This is a genomic window from Falsihalocynthiibacter sp. SS001, assembly GCF_042445055.1.
Taxonomy (GTDB): domain Bacteria; phylum Pseudomonadota; class Alphaproteobacteria; order Rhodobacterales; family Rhodobacteraceae; genus Falsihalocynthiibacter.
On sequence record NZ_CP170339.1, the window covers coordinates 1,604,476 to 1,627,587 of the forward strand.

The following is a 23,112-nucleotide window of genomic DNA, read 5'->3' on the forward strand; positions in this document are numbered from 1 at the left end:
CGCCGGAATACAGAGGCAAGGAGCAACCGTTGGCAACGCCAACCCCGCTGTAATGCCAGCCTCCCGGTGCGCAGACCTCGCCCAAATTAGACACCATACAAGACGCACCCTCCTTTCTGAAAGGTGTGGGTTGTACGTGTGCAAAGAGATAAAATGGCTAAGAAAATGCTTATCGACGCCACCCACGCGGAGGAAACTCGCGTTGTGGTGGTTGACGGAACCAAAGTTGAGGAATTTGACTTTGAGGCCGAAAACAGACGCCAGCTTGCTGGCAATATCTATCTAGCAAAAGTTACACGGGTAGAGCCCTCACTTCAGGCGGCTTTCATTGACTACGGCGGAAACCGGCATGGTTTCTTAGCGTTCTCGGAAATTCATCCCGATTACTATCAAATCCCTGTTGCCGATCGCGAAGCGCTGTTGGCCGAGGAACGTGCTTACGCAAAATCCCAAGAAGAAGACGAAGAACAGCCCGCGCCCAAGCGCCGCCGTCGCCGTCGTGGTGGCAAAGCGGCAGAGGCAAACAACGGTGATGCCGTTGAAACCAAAGAAGTTGCTTCGGAAACCTCAAATGAAGAGGGCGAGAAGCCCGCTCAAGGCATTTCAGGCATGGATGTCGTCGATCTTGACGATGATACCAACAATGACGAGCTTGAAGGTAGCTCGCCAATGGAGTTGGTTTCTGAAACTCCAGTCGAAACGCCGGCTGCTGATGAAGCGACAGACGACAAATCCGAAGATGGCAACGATTCAGATGACAGTGACTCTGATGACGAGGCGCTAGAAGCGACTGATAAAGATGAGAATATCGAGTCCGTTGCAGATGATGATGTAACCGAAGAAGTTCGCGCGCCACGCAAGTTCCGTCCGCGCAAATACAAGATTCAAGAAGTCATCAAAGTTCGCCAAATCCTTTTGGTTCAAGTGGTTAAGGAAGAGCGCGGCAACAAAGGTGCTGCACTCACGACTTACCTGTCGCTTGCCGGGCGTTACTGTGTCTTGATGCCGAATACTGCCCGTGGTGGTGGAATTTCGCGTAAGATCACGAACGCCGCAGATCGCAAGAAGCTCAAGCAGATTGCTCAAGAGATCGACGTTCCAGAAGGTGCGGGCCTCATTGTGCGCACCGCCGGAGCAGAGCGTACAAAACCCGAGATCAAACGCGACTACGAATATCTTCAACGTCTGTGGGAACAAATTCGCGCATTGACGCTAAAGTCGATCGCTCCCGCGAAGATTTACGAAGAAGGCGATTTGATTAAGCGCACGATTCGCGATCTTTATAACCGTGATATCGATGAGGTGCTGGTTGAGGGCGAAGCGGGTTATCGCGTGGCCAAGGACTTCATGAAAATGATCATGCCGTCCCATGCCAAGAACGTGAAACGCTATACCGATCCGCTGCCACTTTATGCACGTTATCAGGTAGAGAGTTACCTCTCTGGTATGTTCAATCCGACCGTGCAGTTGAAGTCCGGTGGCTACATCGTGATCGATGTCACCGAAGCACTGGTTGCTGTCGACGTTAACTCAGGCCGCGCCACCAAAGAAGGTTCGATCGAGGAAACCGCAACCAAGACCAACTTGGAGGCCGCAGAAGAAGTGGCGCGTCAGGTTCGTTTGCGGGACCTTGCCGGTCTGATCGTGATAGACTTTATCGACATGGAAGACCGTCGCAACAATTCAGCCGTTGAAAAGCGGATGAAGGAGAAGCTCAAGACCGACCGTGCGCGCATCCAAGTCGGGCGAATTTCCGGCTTTGGATTGATGGAAATGTCCCGTCAGCGCCTACGTCCCGGTATGCTCGAGGCGACAACCCAACCCTGTCACCACTGCCACGGAACAGGCTTGATCCGTTCTGATGACAACCTCGCGCTGGCGATTTTGCGTCAACTGGAAGAAGAGGGCGTTCGTCGCCGTGCGCGGGAAGTTCTACTCAAGGCGCCTGTTGGCATCATGAATTTCCTCATCAACAACAAGCGTGAACACATCGCGCAAATCGAAGCGCGCTATGGCCTGTCTGTGCGTATCGAAGCTGATCCGTTCCTGGTGAGCCCGGATTTCAGTATCGAAAGATTCAAAACGGCCACACGTAATCTACGCGCAACGGAAACTGCCGTGGTGTCTGCAGATGCTTCGCTGATGGAAAGTCTGGACGAAGAGCTCGACAATATCACGAGTGAAGAACCCCCAGCGCCCGAGAACAACGTGCAGCAAAATGAAGAGGGTGCGCCCAAGAAGCGTCGCCGCCGTCGTCGTCGCCGTCGCGGAAACGGTAATGGCGAGAACGCGAATGCCGCTGAAGCAAATTCGGACGCAAGTAACTCCGCAGATCAATCCGCAGATCAAGTTGCCGCCGAAGACAGCAAAGATAAGGTGACTGAAGTCAACGTCGAAGAGAAGCCTGCTGAAGTCGCGGAGCCAAACGTTGAGGTTAGCGAAGAAGCTCCGAGAAAGCGTAAGAGAGCCCCGCGTCGGAAAAAGTCTGATGCGGTGGCTGAAGAGACAGTTGAAGTCAAAGTAGAAGCTGAAGCAGAGCAGCCGCCACAAGACGCGACCGAAGAGCCGGTCAAGAAGCCTGTTCGCAAACGGGCGCCTCGGAAGAAGAAGGTGGAAGCCTCGGAGGAAGCTGCAAACGCTGAAACTACAGTTGTTTCGGATGCACCGGTTGATGAACCGAAACCTGATGCAGAACCCAAAGCGCCGCGTAAGCGGGCAAAGGCTAAGCCAAAGGCAAAAGAACCTGTAAGTTCAGAGATACTCGTTGCTGAGTCTAAGCCAGAAATCGAAGCGAAGTCTGAGCCGGAGAAAGTGGTGGCCGAAGCCGTTACAGAGGCCGCTGAGATTTCTGAACCTGCCACCCCGAAGCCGAAAAAAAAGGGCTGGTGGTCAGCTAGCCGCTAACTCGGATACATTACGAGGTGGTCCCTAATTTACGAGGGGCCGCCTTTTCTTTTCCGCGGTCAAGAGTCTCACTCTAATCTTCCATAAATTTAATGGCGATAGACATCTAAAAGAAAGTAACGTCATGCGCTTCGTTCTCTCTTGGATTTGGCTGCTCGCACAGTAACCTGTCGGTTAAACTCTTAAGCTTGAGTGCTCGTGAAATCTCCGAGAGGGGAATTGGCGGGAACGCCTCCCAGTCACTGATCTGCGAGAGGATAAACATCAGGTTCTTAAGATCACATAGAGTCTGCGTCATTGCATCCAACGATTGTAAGTCAACCACATACTCGTTTGCGACTTCACGGTCACCTAAGAGATCGCCAAGGTATTGTTGGATATTTTGGGTGGAACACTCTAACGAAGCCAGCTCGTTTGATATTCGTTCAAGTAATTCGGACAAACCTACATTAACGTACTCGCTCGAAGTGTTTTTCAAGTTCACAGTCGGCCAACCACGGCTTCGATACAGGCTTTGAGTTGAAGCGGCTCAAACGGCTTCTTGAGAAAATTGTTCATACCAAGCTGTTTACCCTTTTCAATAATCGCTCGGTCCGCGCGACCTGTGATCAGTATAAAACCAACTCCTTTGGTGCGTTGGTTTTGGCGTAGTGCATGAAGAAGATGTAGGCCATCCATCTTCGGCATATTGTAATCAGAAATTACGAGGTGGACTGGCGATATTTCCAGTGCTTTCAATGCGGATGGGCCATCTGCAACACTTGCCACATTTCTAACACCGAAGGCATCGAGGGCTTGCGTTAGTAATCCTCGACTAGTGGACATGTCATCCACGACCAAAACGCGTAGTTGCTCTCTCAAAGTCATATTATCTTCCCCAGTTGCGTATTGATCATTGCTTGCTGATATCGTTTCGACGTTGGTACATCGTCATACCTAAACTCTTAAAATCGGTTCCTGAGTTTTCCGGAATACGTTCAGAATGGCCGACGAAAAGCCATCCTTCTGGAAGAAGGACGTTCTGGAATCTTGGCCATAGTTTTCTCTGTGTGGCGTCATCAAAGTAAATCACTGTGTTTCGACAAAAGATGACATCAAACTTTGTAGATATTGGCCAAGGCTTTAGCAGGTTTAACTCGCGAAATGTGATCATCCTGCGAAGCGACTCACAAACTTGGTACAGCTTTGGGTCATGCTGGCGGTGAAAATATTTTTCCCTGAGCCCTTCAGGAACCGTAGAAACTTGACCGTGGTCAAAAATGCCTGCTATTCCGGTTTCAAGGACACTTCGATCAATATCTGTGGCCAGAATTTTTATGTCCAGATCTTGCGCCTGCGGCCATGTCTCCATGATCGTAATTGCTATGGAATATGCTTCCATTCCCATCGAGCAACCTGCGGACCAGATTCGGATTTTCGAATTTTGTGTTGCATTCTTTTCAATTGAGGGAAGCACGTGGTTTTTTACCGCATCGAAATGATGGCGCTCGCGAAAGAAGCTCGAGATATTCGTCGTCAAAGCAGAAATCATTTGTTGAATCTCTTCGGAGCCTTCGTGGGAAGAAACTAGGTCGCAATAGTCGCCAAAACTCTCAATCTTGAGGAGCCGTAGCCGCTTGGAAAGCCGTGAAGCGACGAGAGCGGATTTCGACTTTTGGAATACGAGGCCGGCCTCAGAATGCGCAATTGCCGCGATTAGCTCAAATTGACTAGCGGTAATGCCGCCGTCAATCGCGCTATCGCCTTGATGAGCCAGGGTCATGCAGCTTCCAGCGGTGCTATGATGAGAATCGCGCGCAAATCTAGAACGCGAAGCATTCGTTCGTCCACGATTGTGAGTGCGCTCACGAACGTGTGGGTTCCGTCTGTGTTCAAGTCTGGAGGGGTTTGCAATTCATCAGTATTCACAGAGATGATGTCAGATACGGCGTCGACAAGAAGGCCTACAATGTCGTTCTCGAATTGTACGACTATGAATACGCTTCTGGTGGCAATTTCTGTAATGGGTTCACCAATTCGAGCGGCGAGGTCTATAATTGGCAATACGGTGCCTCTTAAGTTAATGACCCCTCGCACGTAATGTGGTGAGTGAGGAAGAGGGGTTGCGCGCGTCCAGCCTCGGATTTCTCGGACAGACATGATATCGACAGCAAATTCATGCTCGCCCACCTTGAAAGAAAGAAGTTCAATTACCGAGTTATTGGCATTTTCTGTCATCAGTCTACCCTGCTAAATCAATCGAATTTTCGTTGGCGGTTGCTATACTTGAGGCGCTAGCGACAATATCAACGGGATCAAGGATAAGGGCGATTTGCCCGTCACCAAGAATGGTCGCCGCTGCTATGCCGGGAGCGCGACCATAGCGTTCTTGGAGCCCCTTGATGACCACTTGCCGTTGGTCTCGAATTTCGTCGACGATGAGCGCGGCTCTGCTGCCGTTCTCTTGCGCTATAAGAAGAACGATTGAGCCCGCATAGTCTTCTCGTGGCGCTTGGAAACCGAGCGCTGCCCCAAGATCGAGTAGTGGTACAAATCCGTTTCGCACGTTGACGACGGAGGTGTTCGGATCGAGGGAACTAATTGCTTCAGGTTCTAGCGTTAGTGTTTCTTCGATCGTGTTTAGAGGAACTACGAGGGTTTCACCGGCGACTTGCACGACCATGCCGTCAAGGACCGCTAGGGTCAGGGGGAGGCTTATTGAGAAGGTCGTTCCCAAGCCTTCGGCAGATGATATTGCTACACGTCCGCCTAGCGCCTGAATAGAACTTCTGACGACGTCCATGCCAACACCGCGTCCGGAAATGTTTGAGATCTGGTCGGCGGTCGAAAAGCCGGGTAGGAATAGAATGTTATCGATTTCGCTATCCGATAGTTGTGCGTCCTCGGCGACAAGTCCTTTTGAAATTGCTTTTGAAAGGACCTTTGATCGGTTGATTCCGCCTCCGTCGTCACTGACCTCGATAACGACACGACCGGAGCGGTGACGGGCGGATAGAGAGATAACGCCTGTGCTTGGTTTGCCCGCATCTATCCTATTATCGGTTGTCTCAAGTCCGTGATCGACTGCATTGCGGATCATATGTGTTAGCGGATCAGCAAGGCGCTCAATGACCGTCTTGTCGACTTCTGTACCTTCTCCGACAGTTTTCAGGTGCACCTCTTTGCCAACAGCAGCCGAGGATTCCCGGACAATTCTCGCCATGCGCTGGAACAGCGTCTTGACTGGTTGTGCACGGATCATCATTACGCTGTCTTGTATGTCCCGCGTTAGTTGTTGAAGCTCGTCTAAGCCAGTGAATACTGATGTGTTCCGCTGTAATCCCGTTTCTGCCACGATTTGCGAGAGCATTGCCTGATTAATGACAAGCTCGCCGACTAAGTTTACGAGGCGATCTACGCGTTCGAGATCTACACGGACTGTAGCTCGTGTCTTGGTTGCTGAGGGAAGTTCGTCTGAAGTAGACAATGGTTGAGGAGGCGATGCTGGGGGCACCGGCGATCCTTGCTCCTCAGATTGGCTAATTGAAGTATCTAGCGCCGGACCGTCGGGAGAAGGTTGTATCTGCGGTAGGGGAACTTCTTGGATTTCGAGGCTGCAGAAGTCGATGACGAAGTCGAATGCCTCGTGAATTTGTGCTGAGCTTTCCTGCGTAATCAAGGTGATTTTCCAGCTCAGATAGCTTTCTTCGGCAGCTAGGTCCTCTAGGTCAGGTAATGTGCTCTTGTCCACTTCAACGGAAATTTGCCCAAGGTTCCGCAGTAAACGAAATATGAATACGGGTTCGTTCCCTGATGCGTAGAGGCCACTCTGCGGCTTAAACAATATTTCGAATGCGCGCATAGTCTCATTTGCCGTAGAATTAGAGACCTCTAACTCGCGGAGGGCTGTCTGGGTCGCGGGGGCGTTCTCGGGTGCTGATAGTGGCGGCAGATCGATAATGTCTAAAGCGATACCCATACCTGTTGCGACAAATTCACTTGGATCGATTTCTTCCTCTTCTTCAGGATCATCTCCCGTGAGGTCGAGCAATAGAGCGAGAACTTCCTCGACTGAAGCATTCTCAATCGGTTCACCGTCACGCGATGCTCGTACGATATCGCTCAGTATGTCTGCGGCGCGAAAGAAGATCTTGAGTGCCACTCCCGCGGGCGTAAGCGTACCTGCGCGCACATAATCCAATGTTGTCTCGTAGCGATGCGCAAAACGAACAAGATCATCCAGTCCAAATGCACCGGCACCGCCCTTAATGGAATGAACTGCGCGGAAAACCACATTGATGGTCTCCTGATCGCTGGAGCCGTCCTGCATCGCCATTAAGCCATCTTGCAATGCCTCGAGTAATTCCTCGCATTCTTGGAAAAACGCGGTACGAATTTCGGCCATTGGATCATGCTGATCTGTCATGCGGACCTCCTAACCAGTGACCATTTCAAGCGCACGTACCAATTTGGCGGGATCGAAGGGCTTTACGATCCATCCAGTGGCGCCTGCTTCGCGAGCGCGGGCTTTTAGTTCTGTTGCGCTTTCTGTCGTGAGAACCAGAATGGGAATGGCGCGGCGTTCCGGGATTTTGCGAACGGCGTCGATAAAGCCAAAGCCGTCAAGGCGGGGCATATTAATATCGGTTATGATCGCGTCAGGTGTGAAATCCTCGAGCACCTCCAGGCCGTGTTGCCCGTCTTCAGCGAGGGTGGGTTCAAACCCGGCCTGTCGAAGGGCGAGGCTAATCATGTCGCGCATCGTGCGGCTATCGTCTACGGCAAGGATATTTAGGCTCACTCGTTACTCTCCTCAAATGAAGCGGGGGACAGGCCGCAAAGCGCGAGGTGATCGACACAATCATCAGACGGGTTTACGATCTTGAACGAGCGTCCCGCGGCGTGCCACTCAGCAGCGGCCGACAGGAGTACTTGTTGGCAGAGAACGCCAAGATGGGTGACCTGCGCGGCATCAACTGCAACATCATCACCGCGCGCGGCCCGCAGACGTTGTGCAAGGGGTTCCGCTTCCGGCAGGCCGAGACGCCCCTGCAATTGAACGCGGGCCGTCATCTTGTGTTTTCCGTGTTATGGAGTGCGTGATCTGCCACTTGAATCCCCTGTTGTTCCTGTCTCTTGGAACTTGTTTAGGGGATTGAGTGTTAAAATTAGCTTACCGAGAAGCCGAATTTTATTTGGTCAGATGTGACAGGTGCTGTGCGCAACCGATGAGTGCGGCGTAATCATCCTCGACAGTCGAGATCGAGAAAGTGTCCACGAAATCTGCGAAACGCCCTTTGTCACGGAAGGTCTCATTGAAGCCGTGTTCCACTAAATAAGGTTGCATTGCACGCGCGACGCCACCGATCAAATAGATGCCGCCAAACGGCAGATGAACGAGCGCCAAGTCACCCGCAACCGCGCCGAGAATGCGGCTAAAGGTGGCGACGGAGGCTGAGGCGAGCGGGTCGTCTCCCGTCTGCATGGAAGAAATGATGTCCGAGGCGGATTTTGTGATTTCTTGAGCGTTTCCAGACTGATGCCAAGCGTATAGGCGTTCTAATCCGCGCCCCGAGAGTACATCTTCTACGCCGGGGAAGCCATGTGCCTTCTCGACGGACTGACTTAGCCGAAGGTCGTCCTCTGAACGGATGGGCATTGTGATATGTCCGCATTCTGAAGGTGTAACGAGACGCCCCGCGGCGGTGTTGTAGACCGCAGCGGCATTGAAGCCCGTGCCGACACCAATCACGAGCTGCGCGGCGTGGGGGCCAGCGGGTTTTCCTGCTCTGATTTCGGTGAGGGCAGAGGGGTCAAGGTGCCCTAGGGCGTGACCTTGGGCCTGAAGATCATTCAAAATTGAAACAGTTTTTGCACCCGTAGCCCTGGCAACCGAAACCGGATCAATGGTCCAATTTAGATTCGTCATCGTTGCGACGCCGTCGCGAACCGGACCGGCCGCAGCGACACACGCACCGACGCACTCTATGTCGTCAGCGGCCTCAAGGTAGCTTTTGAGTACGCCCGAGAGGTCGGAGTATTCCGCATTTCGAAAACGGCGAATAGATGAGGTAAGTACCTCGGCGCCATCGCAAAGAGCAACACGAGTATTGGTTCCGCCGATATCAGCCAGCAAAGAGAGGCGTTTATGGGTCATTGTCTGGCCTTCGATCATATTGCATTGAGGTCTTTTATAACCACGTTCCTGTGCTGGCAAATATATTTTTTTAGCTCTCGAAAAAAATAAATCATCAGTGTGTCAGGGCTTGTTGGGGTTCGGGCCAGTTGAGCGGCCGAGTGTCAACTCAGTTTCCCATAACTCCTGAACGGGTTGCTCGTTGCCTGAAGCAATCGAGCCCAAGAGGATCTCGGCGCACGTTTTGCCCGCATCGCGTACAGAGGAGCGCGTTGCGGTGAAAGAGGGGATGTCGTGTCCGTTCTTGAGATAGGAGAGGTCATCGTCGTGCGTCACTACGGAAACATCGCTTCCCATCGTCAATCCCGCTCGCCCAATTGCGCGCCGCACGCCGATCGCCATAATATAAGAAGAAACTAAAAAGGCGGTCGGCGGGTTGGGGCCGGCGAGTAGGGCCTTACTTACGGCATAACCGTTTTGTTCGGTCATTTCCTCGGAAAACATGAGCGAAGGGTCGATTGGAATGTCACGCTTGCGCAGCGCTTCAAGGTATCCCGCACGCCGCCTTGCCGCAAAATCCATCGTTTCGATACCGTTCAGCAGCGCAATCCGTTTGTGTCCTAGGTCAAGTAGCAGGTCTGTGGCGCGTTGGAATGAGCGCGTGTTGTTGATATCGAGCCATGAGTATCCCGTTTCGCTTCCCATCATTCGGCCATGAACCACAAATGGCATGCCGATTTCCTTAAGGATCGCAACGCGGGGATCATCTTTGCGGGGGCCGTGGACGATGATCCCATCGACTGAGCCGCGTGCGGCCATGCGTCGGTATGCCTGTTCCTCGTCGCTATCGGGAACCACTGAAAGGAGCATATCATAACCTGCCTTGGCATATGCTTCTCCGGCGCCAGCGATAAAATCCCCGAAGATCGGGTTCACCATCTCATGATTGCTCGACATCGGGATGACATGGCCGATGGCCATAGCGCGCCCCGTTGCGAGGCTCTGGGCGCGGGTGTTGGGGCTATAGTTATATTTTCTGGCCGCTTGCTGAACCTTGAGGCGCGTTTTCTCACTCACTTCTGGATAGCCGTTCAGCGCGCGGCTCACCGTGGTTTGGCTTAGGCCCAGAAGTTCGGAGAGTGTTTTGAGATTCATGTTTTCCAAAGCGCTTAAAATTTTCGATTAACAATAGGGTATTCGAACTGGAACGTCAAAACAAAGATATATTATTAAATTAAAGATTTTTTCGAGAGGCCATGGCCTGCGTTGACTCTTGGTCTTTGATCAACGATGGTAGATTTGTCAAAGCGCTTTGGATAGATTCGCATCGCGGGCTTGCCTGAGTATTTGAAACAGTCTGGGTGCAAAGCACCTTTTGGGAGGATGAAATGAAAACGAATTTACTAACAGGAGTTGCCGTCATTGCATTGAGTGCGGGCGCAGCACAGGCGGAACTGATGATCGCGCCGGGCGAGGGGGAGTTCACCTGGGAAAGCTACGAAGCCCTCAAGTCAATGGACCTGTCTGGCGAAACGGTAACCGTATTCGGGCCTTGGCTAGGAAGTGAAAAGGACCGCTTTGAGGCTGCAATGGCCTATTTTGAAGAGGCGACTGGAATTGACGTTCAGTACTCAGGCTCTGACAGCTTCGAACAGCAGATTTTGATTGATACAGAGGCCGGATCGGCACCGAATATCGCTGTATTCCCTCAGCCAGGGCTTGCCGCGAACCTTGCATCCAAAGGATTGCTCGCCCCGCTTGAGTCCTCAGATGCTGACTGGGTGCGCGATAATTACGCCGCGGGCCAATCGTGGGTGGATTTGGCGACTTACGCAGATCAGGACGGCAACGATCAGTTCTATGGCTTGTTTTACCGCGCTGACCTGAAATCTCTGGTTTGGTACGTTCCAGAGAATTTTGAGGACGCAGGCTATGAAATTCCAACAACGATGGAAGAACTCCAAGCGCTCTCTGATCAAATCGTTGCCGATGGCGATACGCCTTGGTGTATTGGCGTAGGGTCTGGTTCTGCGACGGGATGGCCCGCGACTGACTGGGTTGAGGATATGCTCCTGCGCACAGCCGAGCCCTCAGTTTATGACCAATGGGTCGCCAACGAAATTCCTTTCAACGATCCTGCGATCATTAAAGCAATCGAGGCATTCGGAAGTTTCGCGCGCAATGACGATTACGTCGCTGGCGGTGCAGGTGCCGTTGCATCAACCGACTTCCGCGATAGCCCGAAGGGTTTGTTTGAGTCACCACCACAATGCTACATGCATCGCCAAGCGAGCTTCATCCCTGCGTTCTTCCCTGAAGGCACAGTTGTTGGCGAAGATGCAGATTTCTTCTACTTCCCAGCGTTTGAAGCCGAAGACCTCGGCAAGCCCGTTCTGGGTGCTGGAACGGTGATGACAATCACTAACGACTCCAAAGGCGCGCGCGCATTGTTGGAGTACATCAAGTCCCCCATCGCGCATGAGATTTGGATGGCGCAGGGCGGATTCTTGACGCCACACGCTGGTGTAAATGCTGCGGTCTATCAAAACGATGCGCAACGCAAGATGGGCGATATCCTCCTTGGTGCTGATACGTTCCGCTTTGATGGATCTGACCTCATGCCAGGTGCAATTGGTGCCGGTGCATTCTGGACAGGTATGGTCGACTATGTCGGCGGCAAAGATGCCGAAGCGGTCGCAACCGATATCCAAACAACATGGGACGGCATTAAGTAACGCCTTTCCTCCCAGAAGGTCCCGTACGCTCTGCGGGGCCTTCGACTCTTATCCCATTAATGTATCGAGGCCGCGATGGAACAGCTCTTTTGGGCGCTATTTACTGTTGTTGTAGGTGTCTTTGGGTGTGTGGCTTATTTCTATCTGTCCAACCTCCTTCTTGACCGTGCATTTCCCGCTCGTGGTCCCAATGCGGGCCAAAACATAAACCGAGCCGCCGTTATTCGCCCGTGGCTGTTTTTGTTTCCGGCCTTGGCACTTCTCACGATGTATCTCCTTTATCCTGTTGTGATGTCGGTTTGGCTGTCGTTCCATGATACACGAGGCGAAGAGTTCGTCGGCTCCGAAAACTTTGCGTGGCTTCTTGTGGATGAAAAATTCGCGGAATCTATGAAAAACAACCTGTTATGGCTTGTTGTTGTTCCTGCGGCGTCTACGTTCTTTGGCTTGATCGCCGCGGCACTTACGGATCGAATTCGTTGGGGCAATATCGCAAAATCGCTGATCTTTATGCCCATGGCAATCTCGTTCATTGGCGCATCGGTGATCTGGAAGTTCGTCTACGATTATCGTGGCGAAGGTCAGGAGCAAATCGGTTTGCTCAACGCTGTTGTCACGTATTTTGGCGGCGCGCCGCAGGCCTGGATCACGATCCCGTTTTGGAATTCCTTCTTTCTCATGGTGATCCTTGTTTGGATACAAACGGGCTTTGCGATGGTGATCCTCTCGGCCGCGTTGCGCGGAATTTCAGAGGAAACAATCGAGGCGGCAATCCTAGATGGCGCAAACCCGTTCCAAGTGTTCTGGCGCATTAAGGTTCCGCAAATCTGGGGCACGATCGCGGTGGTCTGGACAACGATCACGATCCTCGTGCTCAAGGTGTTCGACATCGTTTTGGCGATGACCAACGGCCAGTGGGGCTCGCAAGTTCTGGCAAATCTGATGTTCGACTGGATGTTCAGAGGGAATGACAATGGCCGCGCAAGCACCGTGGCGCTGGTCATCATGCTCCTCGTGACGCCGATCATGATTTGGAATGTTCGCAACGCCCGTCAGGAGATGAAGTAATGGACAATATCGCTGGCGTAAAATCCCGTCTGACGTGGGCCGTGAATATCGCTGTCTTGGCACTTGTGCTTCTCTGGACGATTCCGACCTTCGGCCTTTTAGTCAGCTCGTTTAGGGACAGGGATCAGATCGCAACCTCCGGCTGGTGGACTGCTGCTTTCCCGAGTGAGCAGAACTTGACCCTTCGCGCGGACCCGCCGGATAGCGCGGTCGAAGGGGATGAGGGCTGGGTTATCTCAGGTCAGTTACTTGAGGGCGAGGCCAACGTGACCGCGTTTGGCGTAAACTCGCGCCGTCCCACTGAATTTGCACCGGGTGAAATCGCCGAGCGGAGCGGCGCATTTATTCAGGTCGAGGAAGACGGAAGTTACAAGATCACCTCGGCAGAGAAGCCCGAAGGAAGTCGTGGTACACGCCTTTTCGTAACCGCACTTGAAGACCCTAAATTTACCTTAGATAACTATCGTAACGTATTGTTATCAGAGGGGATTGGTCGAAGCTTTGTCAATACGTTTACCGTGACCATCCCTGCAACGATCATCCCCATACTCGTCGCAGCCTTCGCAGCATATGCGCTTGCATGGATGGAATTTCCGGGACGGTCGTTGTTGATTGCGACGGTTGTCGGCTTGCTTGTGGTGCCTCTGCAGATGGCATTGATCCCGCTCCTAAGGCTCCATAACGAGATCGGGATAGGTAAGTCCTACCTGGGAATATGGCTTGCCCATACGGGATTTGGATTACCGCTCGCGATCTATCTCTTGCGAAACTACATCGCAGGTTTGCCACGCGAAGTGATTGAAAGCGCGCGCGTCGATGGCGCTACGGACTTCGAGATTTTTCGCAAGATCGTGCTTCCGCTATCATTTCCCGCGCTGGCAAGCTTTGCGATTTTTCAGTTCCTTTGGGTCTGGAACGACTTGCTCGTGGCGACGGTGTTCCTCGGCAATAACGAGGACCAGCTTGTCATGACTGGGCGCTTGCGCGAGCTACTTGGAAGTCGCGGTGGCGACTGGGAAATTCTCGCAGCCTCCGCGTTTATCTCAATCGCGGTGCCGCTTGTGGTGTTCTTTGCTCTTCAGAAATATCTTGTACGCGGGCTTTTGTCTGGCTCGGTCAAGGGGGGATAATATGGCTCAACCAACAACAAATATAAAGTTCACGCGAGATCCTGATTGGTGGCGAGGCGCGGTGATCTATCAGATCTACCCACGCAGCTTTCAGGATAGCACTGGTGACGGAATAGGCGATCTGGTGGGGATTACACGCCGCTTGGATTATGTGGCCGACCTTGGCGTGGATGCGATCTGGATATCGCCGTTCTTTACTTCCCCAATGAAGGACTTCGGCTATGACGTCAGCGACTATTGCGACGTTGATCCAATGTTTGGTGCTCTTGCGGATTTTGATGCGTTGATTGCACGGGCGCATGAGTTGGGTCTGAAAGTCATGATTGACCTTGTGCTCTCGCACACGTCGGATCAGCATAAATGGTTCAAGGAGAGCCGACAATCGGCTGATAACGCTAAGAAAGATTGGTACGTATGGGCCGACCCAAGGCCAGACGGAACGCCGCCTAATAACTGGCTGTCGATTTTCGGCGGTCCCGCGTGGACGTGGGATACGCGCCGCTGTCAGTACTATCTGCACAATTTTTTGAGTAGCCAGCCTGACCTCAACTTTCACGAACCTGCGGTTCAGGAAGCGTTGCTTGATGTTGCCCGCTTTTGGCTTGAGCGAGGCGTAGATGGGTTTCGGCTTGATACCATCAACTTTTATTTTGCAGACAAAGAGTTGCGGGATAATCCAGCACTCCCCAAAGAAGCGCGGAACGATACCATTGCGCCTTCGGTAAACCCATATAATCATCAGGAGCATATTTACTCCAAGAACCGTCCTGAAAATATTGATTTCCTTCGTAAATTTCGCGCTGTGATGGAGCCATATGGCGCCGCAGCGGTCGGAGAAGTCGGGGATGCGCAGCGCGGGTTAGAGATCATGGGCCGGTATACGGCCGGTGATGATCTCATGCAGATGTGCTATGCGTTTGAGTTCCTTTCCAAAACGCCTCTGACCGCTTCGCGTGTGGCGGAGGTTCTGACGCAGGTTTCCGAGGCCGCAGAGGACGGCTGGGCGTGTTGGGCATTCTCGAACCACGATGTTGAACGTCACGCAAGTCGGTGGTCGCTAAATGACGGGGCCAAGCGACTATTCCCTATACTTATCGGTTGTTTGCGCGGCTCTGTTTGTTTGTACCAAGGCGAGGAGCTGGGGCTGGAAGAGGCCGATGTAGCCTTCGAAGACCTTCAAGATCCGTACGGTATTCAGTTCTGGCCCGAGTTTAAGGGGCGCGATGGATGCCGAACCCCGATGGTGTGGAGCCCGTCTAATGACAATGGTGGATTTAGCGAGGGGCGGCCTTGGCTTCCTGTTGCGTCCGAGCATCTCGCGCTGAATGCAGAGGCGCAACGGCGCGATCCGTCGTCTTTGTTTAACCATTATAAGGGCGTCCTTGCATTGCGCTCCAAACTTCCTGCGCTACTTTTCGGAGAGCTTGAAGATTTGCGTGCGGACGGTGATGTTCTAACATTCATAAGACGTCATAATAGCATGGAATTAAAGTGCTTTTTCAATATGAGTGATGATCGGCATTCCATTGTTGATGCTATCGATGGGTGGGAATTCATTGGAACTGAAGTTGGTCTTGCGGATGGTAAATCCCTTGCACCTTGGCAAGGTGCGATCTTGCGCCGAATTAACGGATAGGGAAAGCAAATGGCGAACCTGAAGCTTACCAAAATCGCGAAGTCTTATGGCGGCGCAAATGTCCTAAACGATATCGATCTAACGATTGAAACGGGCGAGTTGATTGTCTTTGTCGGTCCGTCCGGCTGTGGGAAATCCACGCTTCTGCGTATGATTGCGGGGCTTGAGCGCATTACCTCTGGGTCGTTGGAAATTGACGATGTGGTGGTTAATGACGTGCCGCCTGCACAGCGTGGAATTGCGATGGTGTTCCAGTCCTATGCGCTTTATCCGCATATGACCGTGCGCGATAATATGGCGTTTGCGTTGAATATCGCCAAGATGCCTAAGGCCGAAATCAACGAGGCTGTTAATCGCGCGGCCGAGAAACTTCAGCTCACCGAATATCTGGATCGCTTGCCCAAGGCGCTCTCTGGCGGGCAGCGTCAGCGGGTCGCGATCGGGCGGGCAATTGTTCGCGATCCCAAAGTGTATCTGTTTGATGAACCGCTCTCTAATCTGGATGCAGCGCTGCGCGTGGCGACACGTATTGAGATTGCGCAGCTCAAGGAGGCCATGCCCGACAGCACGATGATCTATGTGACGCACGATCAGGTCGAAGCGATGACTCTAGCTTCGCGCATTGTTGTCTTGGCAAATCGTGGCATCGCGCAAGTCGGCACGCCGCTTGAGCTATACGAGCGGCCGGAGAATGAGTTCGTTGCACAGTTTATCGGCTCGCCCGCGATGAATTTGATAGCTGGCGAGATCACCGAGACAGGCGCACAGACGGTTATTTCCCTAGAGGACGGCGGGCGTGCCGTTTCGGACGTGCCCACAACCGAAGCTGACCTTGGTCTAAAGGTGAACATTGGCGTGCGCCCAGAGGATCTGATGCGCACCGAGAATGACGCTATTTACACAGGTAAGGTGGCGATTACCGAAGCCTTGGGAGAGGTCACGCTTTTATACTTTGAGAAAGGTGCGCGAAAGGAAGCGCTTGTTGCCAAGCTCCCAGGAATTCAGGGGATCACCAAAGGAGAGGTCGTCGCGATGACCGCACCACCCGATAAGGTGCATGTTTTTCACGAAGGGCAATCGCTGCTCTATCGTTAAGCAATTGCCCCCGCCAAAGGAATTTGGCGGGGGCTTTGGTTATGCGAGTGACGGTAGCCAAAGGACAATGCTTGGGAACGCCACGAGCGTTGCGATTGTGATGGCATCCGCGATGAAGAACGGCGTGACGCCTTTGAACACATCCTGAACCGAAAGGTCATCCCGCACACCGGCAACAACGAAACAGTTGAGACCAATCGGCGGTGTGATCAGACAGAACTCTGCCATTTTGACAACCAAAATCCCGAACCAAATCGCACACATCGGCCCCGACATCCCAAAGGCACTATCCGCTGCGAGGACGTTCTCGCCGCCATTTAGCGCCATGACCGCAGGATAGACCACTGGAAGCGTCAGGAGCAGCATTCCGATTGCGTCCATGAACATTCCCAGCACAGCATAAGCCAAGAGAATGAGCACCAGCGTTAGCATCGGCGATTGATCAAGGCTGGTGATCCAGTCAGAGAACGCACCAGGAAGATCTGCGAAACCAAGGAAACGTACATAGATTAACACGCCCCAGATGATGGTGAAGATCATCACGGCCAGCTTTGCGGATTCCAATAGCGCGTCTTTGAGTTGGGACCAGCGCATACCGTTGTAAAGCGCCATCAGGAACACAACAAATGCCCCAAGTGCGCCGCCCTCGGTTGGCGTGCCCCATGCGTCACCACCGAAGGGATTGTAGATGAACAGGATTATGATCAGCACAACAAATACGATCGGAAGTGCAGGCGGCAGAGACTTGAAACGTTCACCCCAAGTGAAGCCCTTAACGGGTGGGCCGAAGTTAGGGATGATCAACGCCATGCCCACAATAAGCCCCGCATAGATAAGCGCGGAAACCGCACCGGGTACAAAACCAGCAAGGAGAAGCTTGCCTACGTCCTGTTCAACGATGATCGCGTAGATCACGAGAATTGCGCTTGGTGGAATGAGCGAAGCAAGCGTCCCGCCCGCGGCAACAACACCAGCGGCGAATTTTTTGTCATAGCCAAGCTTCAGCATCTCGGGGATAGCGATCCGCGCAAACACTGCCGAAGTCGCAACCGACGCGCCCGACACCGCAGCGAACCCCGCAGTGGCAAACACTGTCGATACGGCGAGTCCACCCGGAAGCCATCCAACCCACCGCTTTGCGGCCTCAAAGAGTGCCTTGGTCAGGCCTGCGTAATAGGCGAGATAGCCGATGAGAATGAACGTCGGGATAAGGGAAAGCGCTTGTGAAGAGACCTTGGAATGCGGAACCTGACCCGCAGTTTTGACTGCGACGGTCAGCGCTTGGCCAAAGCGATCAGGATCATAGCCGAACTTGGCCCAGAATATCCAAATAAGGCCGACCATCCCAGCAAGCCCCGCCGCAAAAGCAACGCGCATGCCAAGAATAACCATTACCAGCAAGCCGCCCGAGACGATTAGCCCAATATCAATGGGTTCCATTACTGCGTCTCCTCTTTGGATTTATTTGGCGCATCCGAGACATGCTCGGCTTCGAGTGCGGCCTGTTCGGCAGCGGTCATGACAAGGGGAACGGCAATCGCGTTTTCGAGGTTTTGAATGAATGCTCGTGCGTAACCCCAGAGTTGCAGTACCAGGCGAACAGCGAGAACGCTGAATGCGACCGGCGCCAAGAGCTTGGCAGGCCAAAGCGGAATACCGATATCCATTGAGCTGTCACGGCTCCAGTTTGGCGCGCCGAAATCGAATGCGCGCTGAAAATGCGCCCAAGTGCCCCAGATCAGGAGAATAACCAACATCAACATCGCGAGCGTCGTTACAAACTCCGCCGCCCAGAGCGCGCGCCCCTTAAGGTGGCCCACGAGGATATCCATGCGTATATGCCCACCATCGCGTTGTGTTGCCGAGATCCCCATGAACGCAATGAGCGGCATGGCTTGTTCGATCCAGTCGATATAGCCCGGCAGAGGCGCGTTAAAAAAGTTGCGGCCACTTACGGAGAACACCGCAAGCAACATGAGCGAGAACACTGCAAGACCGCTGATAAGCGCCAGAAAGCCTTCGAGTTTGTAGAGAGTCCTGTCAATGCGGCTCAGGAGGGACGCATCGGACAGGACGGCGGATGAACCAGCCATCATTGCCTCCGAAATAGAGAAAACCGCCGCAATAGATCAGCGGCGGTTTGATAAAGTTTGAGATTACTTGGAGAGTTCGCCTTGAACGAAGTCCAGAATATCCTGAGCAGGAAGGCCTTTGGCGGCATTCGTCTCTACCCATGCGGCGGCTGCCGGACCGGCCACAGCCTCTTTGAAGGAGGCGATATCTTCGTCAGAGTAGGTGATCTCTTCGATTCCTCGCTCGGCGAGGGCTGGGCCCCATGCTGCCATGGTTTCGTTGTTATAGACGTCGATATAGTGATCGAGTGATGCGTCGACCGAACTTAGAAGCGCTTCGCGTTCTTCATCCGACAGAGCTTCTAGCGCGTCTGTGTTTACAACGACAGGACAGTTCACAGTGCCTGGGTTGAGGTTGGTCGTCCACCATTTGCCACTTTCGATTGTGCCGAATGACATATGTGCGTGGGGTGCGAATGCCACTGCTTTCACAACGCCACTATCGAGCGCCTGACGTACTTCGGTTGCGGACATGGATGTCGGAACCGCATTAACCGCTTCCATTGCTTGGCCGATACCACCAGTTGCACGAACTGTCAGACCTTCGTACTCGGCAAGTGTTTTGGGCGCGTCACCCACACCAACAAGGTTATACTGCGGCAGCGGAGAAGGCATAAGCAGCGTGGCGTTCCAACGTGCCAGATCTTCGACAGCGGCAGGGTGCTGGTACAGCGCTTGGCTGATTGCGCGCTCTTGCTCAAGCGAACTTACACCGAGGAACGGCAATTCAAGTACGGTGATCGAAGGGTTCTTGTCGGCGTGGTAACCCGCACAGAACTGTGCCATTTCAAACGCACCAATCGAGATACCATCGAGGTTCTCGCGGTTGTTGGACAGGCCGCCATAGCTGATGTTGAGTGTGAATTCGCCGTTTGTTTTCTCGCTTACGAGCTCGGCGAGCTTTTCGACGTGCTCAGTAAAGGCGCGGCGTTTACCCCAAAGCGACACGTTCCACTCTGTGGCTGCGGCTTCGGTTACAAATGCAAAAGATAGGGCTGCGACGGCAGCCGTTCCGAAATAGTTCATTATTACCTCCCAATTGGCGTCATTCTGACGTGTGGGCACACCGTATCGTATGACATTCGCTCTGACCAACGAAGAAAAGCGCGGGAAGATTGAGCGGTGTCCTGCGGATTTCCGCAGGGTTGTGTGGCTAGAGAATTGTGTCCTTATCCAGCCCCAGCTTGACGATTTTCTCGTTAAGTGTGCGCCGTCCTATTCCGAGCGCCTCTGCGGCCGAGTCCATGCGCCCTTGGTGGGTTTTGATGGCTTGGGCGATCAGCTGCTTTTCCAGAGCTGCGACAGCATGGCGAAGCGTGGCGGCGTTCTCTTCGGGCTTGTCCTGCCTCAGCGCGGCGGCAACCGTGCTGGGCCCGCGTCGCGAAGCAAGCACAAAACGTTCAGCAACATGGCGAAGTTCGCGCACGTTTCCGGGCCAGTCATGGGCGAGCAGCGTCGAGATATCCTCGGTCGTTAGCTGCGGGGGCGTTGTTTCATAGGTCTCTGCGCACTCCCGACAGAACGGCGCGAACAGCAGAAGCAGATCATCCTTTCGCTCCCTTAAGGGGGGTAGCGAAATCAGTAATGCATTGACGCGGAAAAAGAGATCGTCGCGAAACGCGCCGTTGGCCACTGCTTCGGCAAGGTCGACCTTGCTTGCCGAGATCAGCCGTACATCGGTCTTGCGTGGCTTTGCGCTTCCGATTGGGAAATACTCTCTTGTTTCTAAAACGCGCAAAAGCTTGGCTTGAACCTCAATCGGGCAACTCGCCAGCTCATCTAGAAACAAGCTTCCGCCCTCGGCACTTGCCAGTAGTCCTGACTGATCAGTAGTGCCGAATAGCGTTGCTTCGAAGTGTTCTGCGGGCAGGGCGGCACAAGAGAGCGCGACAAATGGCGCGCCCGCGCGGCGTGAAAGGTCATGCAGCGCGCGCGCCACCAGTTCCTTGCCCGTGCCCGTTTCCCCCTGAACCAACACGGATGCTTCAACATCGGCAAAGTCCAGAATATCCTCGCGCAAACGGGCAATCGCTTCGGTTTCCCCCAAGAGAACCCGATCTAGTCCTGACAAGTCCCTAAGGCGCTCGCTCAAGCGTTTGGCGCGCGCTGCGAGGCGGTTCTGTTCGGCCGCATGGGTTAAGGCAGTGATAAGGCGTCTGGGGTCAAAGGGCTTCTCAAGAAACGTATAGGCCCCGTTTTGCATAGCATCGACAGCCATCGGAATATCGCCATGCGCCGATATCAAGACTACGGGCGGGCCATTAAGTTTGGTGACTTCGGCCAAAACTTGAATGCCGCTCATTGCAGGCATGCGCACATCCGACACAATTGCATCGGGGGGCGTATCGGCCATTGCCTTGAGCGCATCTTTTCCGTTGTGAAAACTACGCGCATCCCAACCGCTGCGCTCGAGCAGGTCGGTCAAACTTGCGCGCATTTCGCGATCGTCATCGAGAATGAACACCGAATATGGGTCGCTATTCTGGGGCATTTGGGGCCTCGGATTTTGGAAGGAGCAGAACAAAGCACGCGCCTATTTCTGTCTCTTGAAGAGAGAGCTCACCGCCATGCTCTTTGGCAATCTCGGCGGAGATTGCAAGCCCAAGGCCCATTCCTTCGCCACTTGCGCGGGTTGTGTGGAACGGCTCGCTTAGGTCCGCCATGGCGCGACCATTTAGACCGGGTCCGAAATCTGAAACCGTAATTTTTATATGATCATCAGTAGTTTGCGAGTTTATATTGATGCGCTTGTCGCCTGTCTCCTCGACCGCAGACATCGCATTCTTGATCAGATTAACAAGGACCTGTTCAAGCCGAAGGCGGTTCCCCTTGAGCCGGACTTCGCCTTCAGGAAGCGTGCAGTTAAGCGTAATGCCCGCCAAATCCAGATCGGGCCGCATCAGAGTTTCCGTGCCTTCCCAAAGCCGCGCCAGCGTGAAGGTTTCAAACTCCACCGGTGTTGGTCGCGCAAAGAAACGCAACTCCTTGGTGATCGCTTCCATTCGGGCCACAAGGCGGGACATGCGCGAGACTAGCCTTAGGTCGTTTTCAGATGCGCCGATCTCTGCCGCCGTGAGGTAGTTCTTCATCGCCGAAATCGGCTGCCCCAATTCATGTGTTACTGATGCCGAGAGTTGCCCCAAGGCCGCGAGCTTATGTGCTTGGGCCAATTCTTTTTGCGCTTGTTGCACACGTAGTTCCGCCGCACGGCGCTCTTCGATTTCACGATGCAGGGCGGCGTTGACGGTTTGAAGCTTTCGCCGATGTGCCTGTGAAGCCGTCAAGACACTGCGTACCCGTCGCGTTCGCAAAATCAGCCCAACGACCGCCAAGAAGAGCACGACACCCGTCGCAGCCCCCAATGTTGTAAGCGCTTTGAACCAGACTTGCGACTCTGGGACAAGGAAATGCAGTGTCCACTTGGGGTTCTTGAATTCGCGCGTCAGATGAAGATAGTGGCGGCCCGCAAGCCGAGCCGTGTTGTTCTGCGATGCGTGCCAATTCAGCGCATCAAGCGGTGCATCGGAGAATTGCCGTTCAAGCGCAATCTGGGCACGGCGTTCTGGGGTCAACTCCTCAAGCGTGCGGTACCTCCAGCGGTCGTCCGACGCGAGAACAATGACATCATCAGGATTGGAAACGAACAGACGTTCCTGTGCTTCGGCCCAAACATTCGTAAGCTCGGACAAATCCACCTTAAGCGCTATCACGCCCGCCACTTCCCCCCGATGATCGCGAACCGGAGACGAGATGAAATACCCCGGTCGGTCCGTTGTGACACCAATTGCAAAGAACTGCCCGCGCAGGCCGCGCATCGCTTCGAGGAAATAAGGTCGAAAGCCATAGTTTTTGCCAAGGAAAGTTACGTCTTCTGCATAGTTCGATGCGGCGACGGTGAGGCCCGTTCGATCCATCAGATAGATCGCCTCAAGATTGGTCTGCGCGGCAATCTCGGCAAGGCGCTGGTTGAGGACATCAAGGTCCACCCCCTGCGTACCGCTACGCACGAATTGTGTTTTGGCGAGGACATCAGGCAGGTGCCGATAGCGTTCAAGCGCATCGGTGAGCGTTGATTGATATAGGTTCAGGCGCGCTTGTGCGCGGTCGATCTCGGCGTTGCGAAACAGGGATTCAGCAACCAGAAGAACACTTGCAAGCAATAGGATAATGGCCGCAACAAAGGTCGTTACTCTGAATTTACGCGTCAATGTGTCCGTTCCCCCTGCGACGCGCGCAGCTTAGCGAGAGTTTTGCGCCTGTGCAATTGGGGTGGGCGCTTGTCTCGGGTTCGGTTGTG

Annotated in this window: 20 protein-coding genes; 6 read left to right on the top strand and 14 right to left on the bottom strand. The window is 53.5% G+C overall.

The features are described 5' to 3' along the window. Positions 1–153 precede the first annotated feature (153 nt). Positions 154–2,904, top strand: coding sequence for an Rne/Rng family ribonuclease (locus ACFE33_RS07790; protein WP_380051926.1), 2,751 nt, complete (start codon positions 154–156; stop codon positions 2,902–2,904). Between the two features lie 106 nt (positions 2,905–3,010). On the opposite strand, the gene ACFE33_RS07795 is transcribed toward ACFE33_RS07790, so the two are convergent. From ACFE33_RS07795 to ACFE33_RS07835, 9 genes are all read right to left on the bottom strand, one after another. Then, positions 3,011–3,202, bottom strand: coding sequence for a hypothetical protein (locus ACFE33_RS07795; protein WP_380051929.1), 192 nt, complete (start codon positions 3,200–3,202; stop codon positions 3,011–3,013). A gap of 182 nt (positions 3,203–3,384) precedes the next feature. After that, positions 3,385–3,771 (bottom strand): response regulator, encoded by a 387-nt coding sequence (locus tag ACFE33_RS07800; RefSeq protein WP_380051932.1) that lies wholly within the window; start codon positions 3,769–3,771, stop codon positions 3,385–3,387. A 25-nt stretch (positions 3,772–3,796) separates the two neighbouring features. Next, entirely contained in the window at positions 3,797–4,666 is an 870-nt protein-coding gene (locus ACFE33_RS07805) for a CheR family methyltransferase (RefSeq protein WP_380051935.1), read from the bottom strand. Next, entirely contained in the window at positions 4,663–5,121 is a 459-nt protein-coding gene (locus ACFE33_RS07810; protein WP_380051938.1) for a chemotaxis protein CheW, read from the bottom strand. Before ACFE33_RS07810 ends, ACFE33_RS07805 begins: the two co-directional genes overlap by 4 nt. Positions 5,122–5,125: 4 nt before the next feature. Beyond that, the gene (locus tag ACFE33_RS07815) at positions 5,126–7,309 is read right to left on the bottom strand and encodes a chemotaxis protein CheA (protein WP_380051941.1); all 2,184 of its coding nucleotides are present in this window, start codon (positions 7,307–7,309) and stop codon (positions 5,126–5,128) included. Positions 7,310–7,318: 9 nt separating this feature from the next. After that, the gene (locus tag ACFE33_RS07820; RefSeq protein ID WP_380051944.1) at positions 7,319–7,684 is read right to left on the bottom strand and encodes a response regulator; all 366 of its coding nucleotides are present in this window, start codon (positions 7,682–7,684) and stop codon (positions 7,319–7,321) included. Then, on the bottom strand, positions 7,681–7,956 hold the full coding sequence (locus ACFE33_RS07825; RefSeq protein ID WP_380051947.1) for an STAS domain-containing protein: 276 nt from the start codon (positions 7,954–7,956) through the stop codon (positions 7,681–7,683). The genes ACFE33_RS07820 and ACFE33_RS07825 overlap by 4 nt, the downstream gene beginning before the upstream one ends. 118 nt (positions 7,957–8,074) lie before the next feature. Further along, positions 8,075–9,040, bottom strand: coding sequence for a glucokinase (locus ACFE33_RS07830; protein WP_380051950.1), 966 nt, complete (start codon positions 9,038–9,040; stop codon positions 8,075–8,077). A gap of 102 nt (positions 9,041–9,142) precedes the next feature. Then, positions 9,143–10,174, bottom strand: coding sequence for a substrate-binding domain-containing protein (locus ACFE33_RS07835; protein WP_380051953.1), 1,032 nt, complete (start codon positions 10,172–10,174; stop codon positions 9,143–9,145). Between the two features lie 233 nt (positions 10,175–10,407). Here ACFE33_RS07835 and ACFE33_RS07840 point away from each other — a divergent pair, with 233 nt between their 5' ends. The 5 genes from ACFE33_RS07840 to ACFE33_RS07860 all read left to right on the top strand — a co-directional run bounded on the left by ACFE33_RS07840 (position 10,408) and on the right by ACFE33_RS07860 (position 16,683). Further along, on the top strand, positions 10,408–11,754 hold the full coding sequence (locus ACFE33_RS07840) for an ABC transporter substrate-binding protein (RefSeq protein WP_380051956.1): 1,347 nt from the start codon (positions 10,408–10,410) through the stop codon (positions 11,752–11,754). Between the two features lie 75 nt (positions 11,755–11,829). Continuing rightward, the gene (locus ACFE33_RS07845; RefSeq protein ID WP_380051959.1) at positions 11,830–12,822 is read left to right on the top strand and encodes a carbohydrate ABC transporter permease; all 993 of its coding nucleotides are present in this window, start codon (positions 11,830–11,832) and stop codon (positions 12,820–12,822) included. After that, complete coding sequence (locus tag ACFE33_RS07850) at positions 12,822–13,952, top strand: carbohydrate ABC transporter permease (RefSeq protein WP_380051962.1); 1,131 nt, start codon at positions 12,822–12,824, stop codon at positions 13,950–13,952. Before ACFE33_RS07845 ends, ACFE33_RS07850 begins: the two co-directional genes overlap by 1 nt. Position 13,953: 1 nt before the next feature. Beyond that, positions 13,954–15,588, top strand: a complete 1,635-nt coding sequence (locus tag ACFE33_RS07855; protein ID WP_380051965.1) for an alpha-amylase family glycosyl hydrolase — start codon at positions 13,954–13,956, stop codon at positions 15,586–15,588. 9 nt (positions 15,589–15,597) lie between these two features. Continuing rightward, on the top strand, positions 15,598–16,683 hold the full coding sequence (locus tag ACFE33_RS07860) for an ABC transporter ATP-binding protein (RefSeq protein WP_380051968.1): 1,086 nt from the start codon (positions 15,598–15,600) through the stop codon (positions 16,681–16,683). 39 nt (positions 16,684–16,722) lie between these two features. Here ACFE33_RS07860 and ACFE33_RS07865 read toward each other — a convergent pair whose 3' ends face one another. The 5 genes from ACFE33_RS07865 to ACFE33_RS07885 form a co-directional block, all read right to left on the bottom strand. Further along, the gene (locus ACFE33_RS07865) at positions 16,723–18,123 is read right to left on the bottom strand and encodes a TRAP transporter large permease (protein ID WP_380051971.1); all 1,401 of its coding nucleotides are present in this window, start codon (positions 18,121–18,123) and stop codon (positions 16,723–16,725) included. Beyond that, entirely contained in the window at positions 18,123–18,776 is a 654-nt protein-coding gene (locus ACFE33_RS07870) for a TRAP transporter small permease subunit (protein ID WP_380051974.1), read from the bottom strand. Before ACFE33_RS07870 ends, ACFE33_RS07865 begins: the two co-directional genes overlap by 1 nt. A 63-nt stretch (positions 18,777–18,839) precedes the next feature. After that, a complete protein-coding gene (locus ACFE33_RS07875) occupies positions 18,840–19,841 on the bottom strand; it encodes a C4-dicarboxylate TRAP transporter substrate-binding protein (RefSeq protein WP_380051977.1) in 1,002 nt (333 codons plus the stop codon). Positions 19,842–19,968: 127 nt separating this feature from the next. Continuing rightward, positions 19,969–21,306, bottom strand: a complete 1,338-nt coding sequence (locus ACFE33_RS07880) for a sigma-54-dependent transcriptional regulator (protein WP_380051980.1) — start codon at positions 21,304–21,306, stop codon at positions 19,969–19,971. Next, positions 21,293–23,023, bottom strand: a complete 1,731-nt coding sequence (locus ACFE33_RS07885; RefSeq protein WP_380051983.1) for an ATP-binding protein — start codon at positions 23,021–23,023, stop codon at positions 21,293–21,295. The genes ACFE33_RS07880 and ACFE33_RS07885 overlap by 14 nt, the downstream gene beginning before the upstream one ends. Between the last annotated feature and the right edge of the window lie 89 nt (positions 23,024–23,112).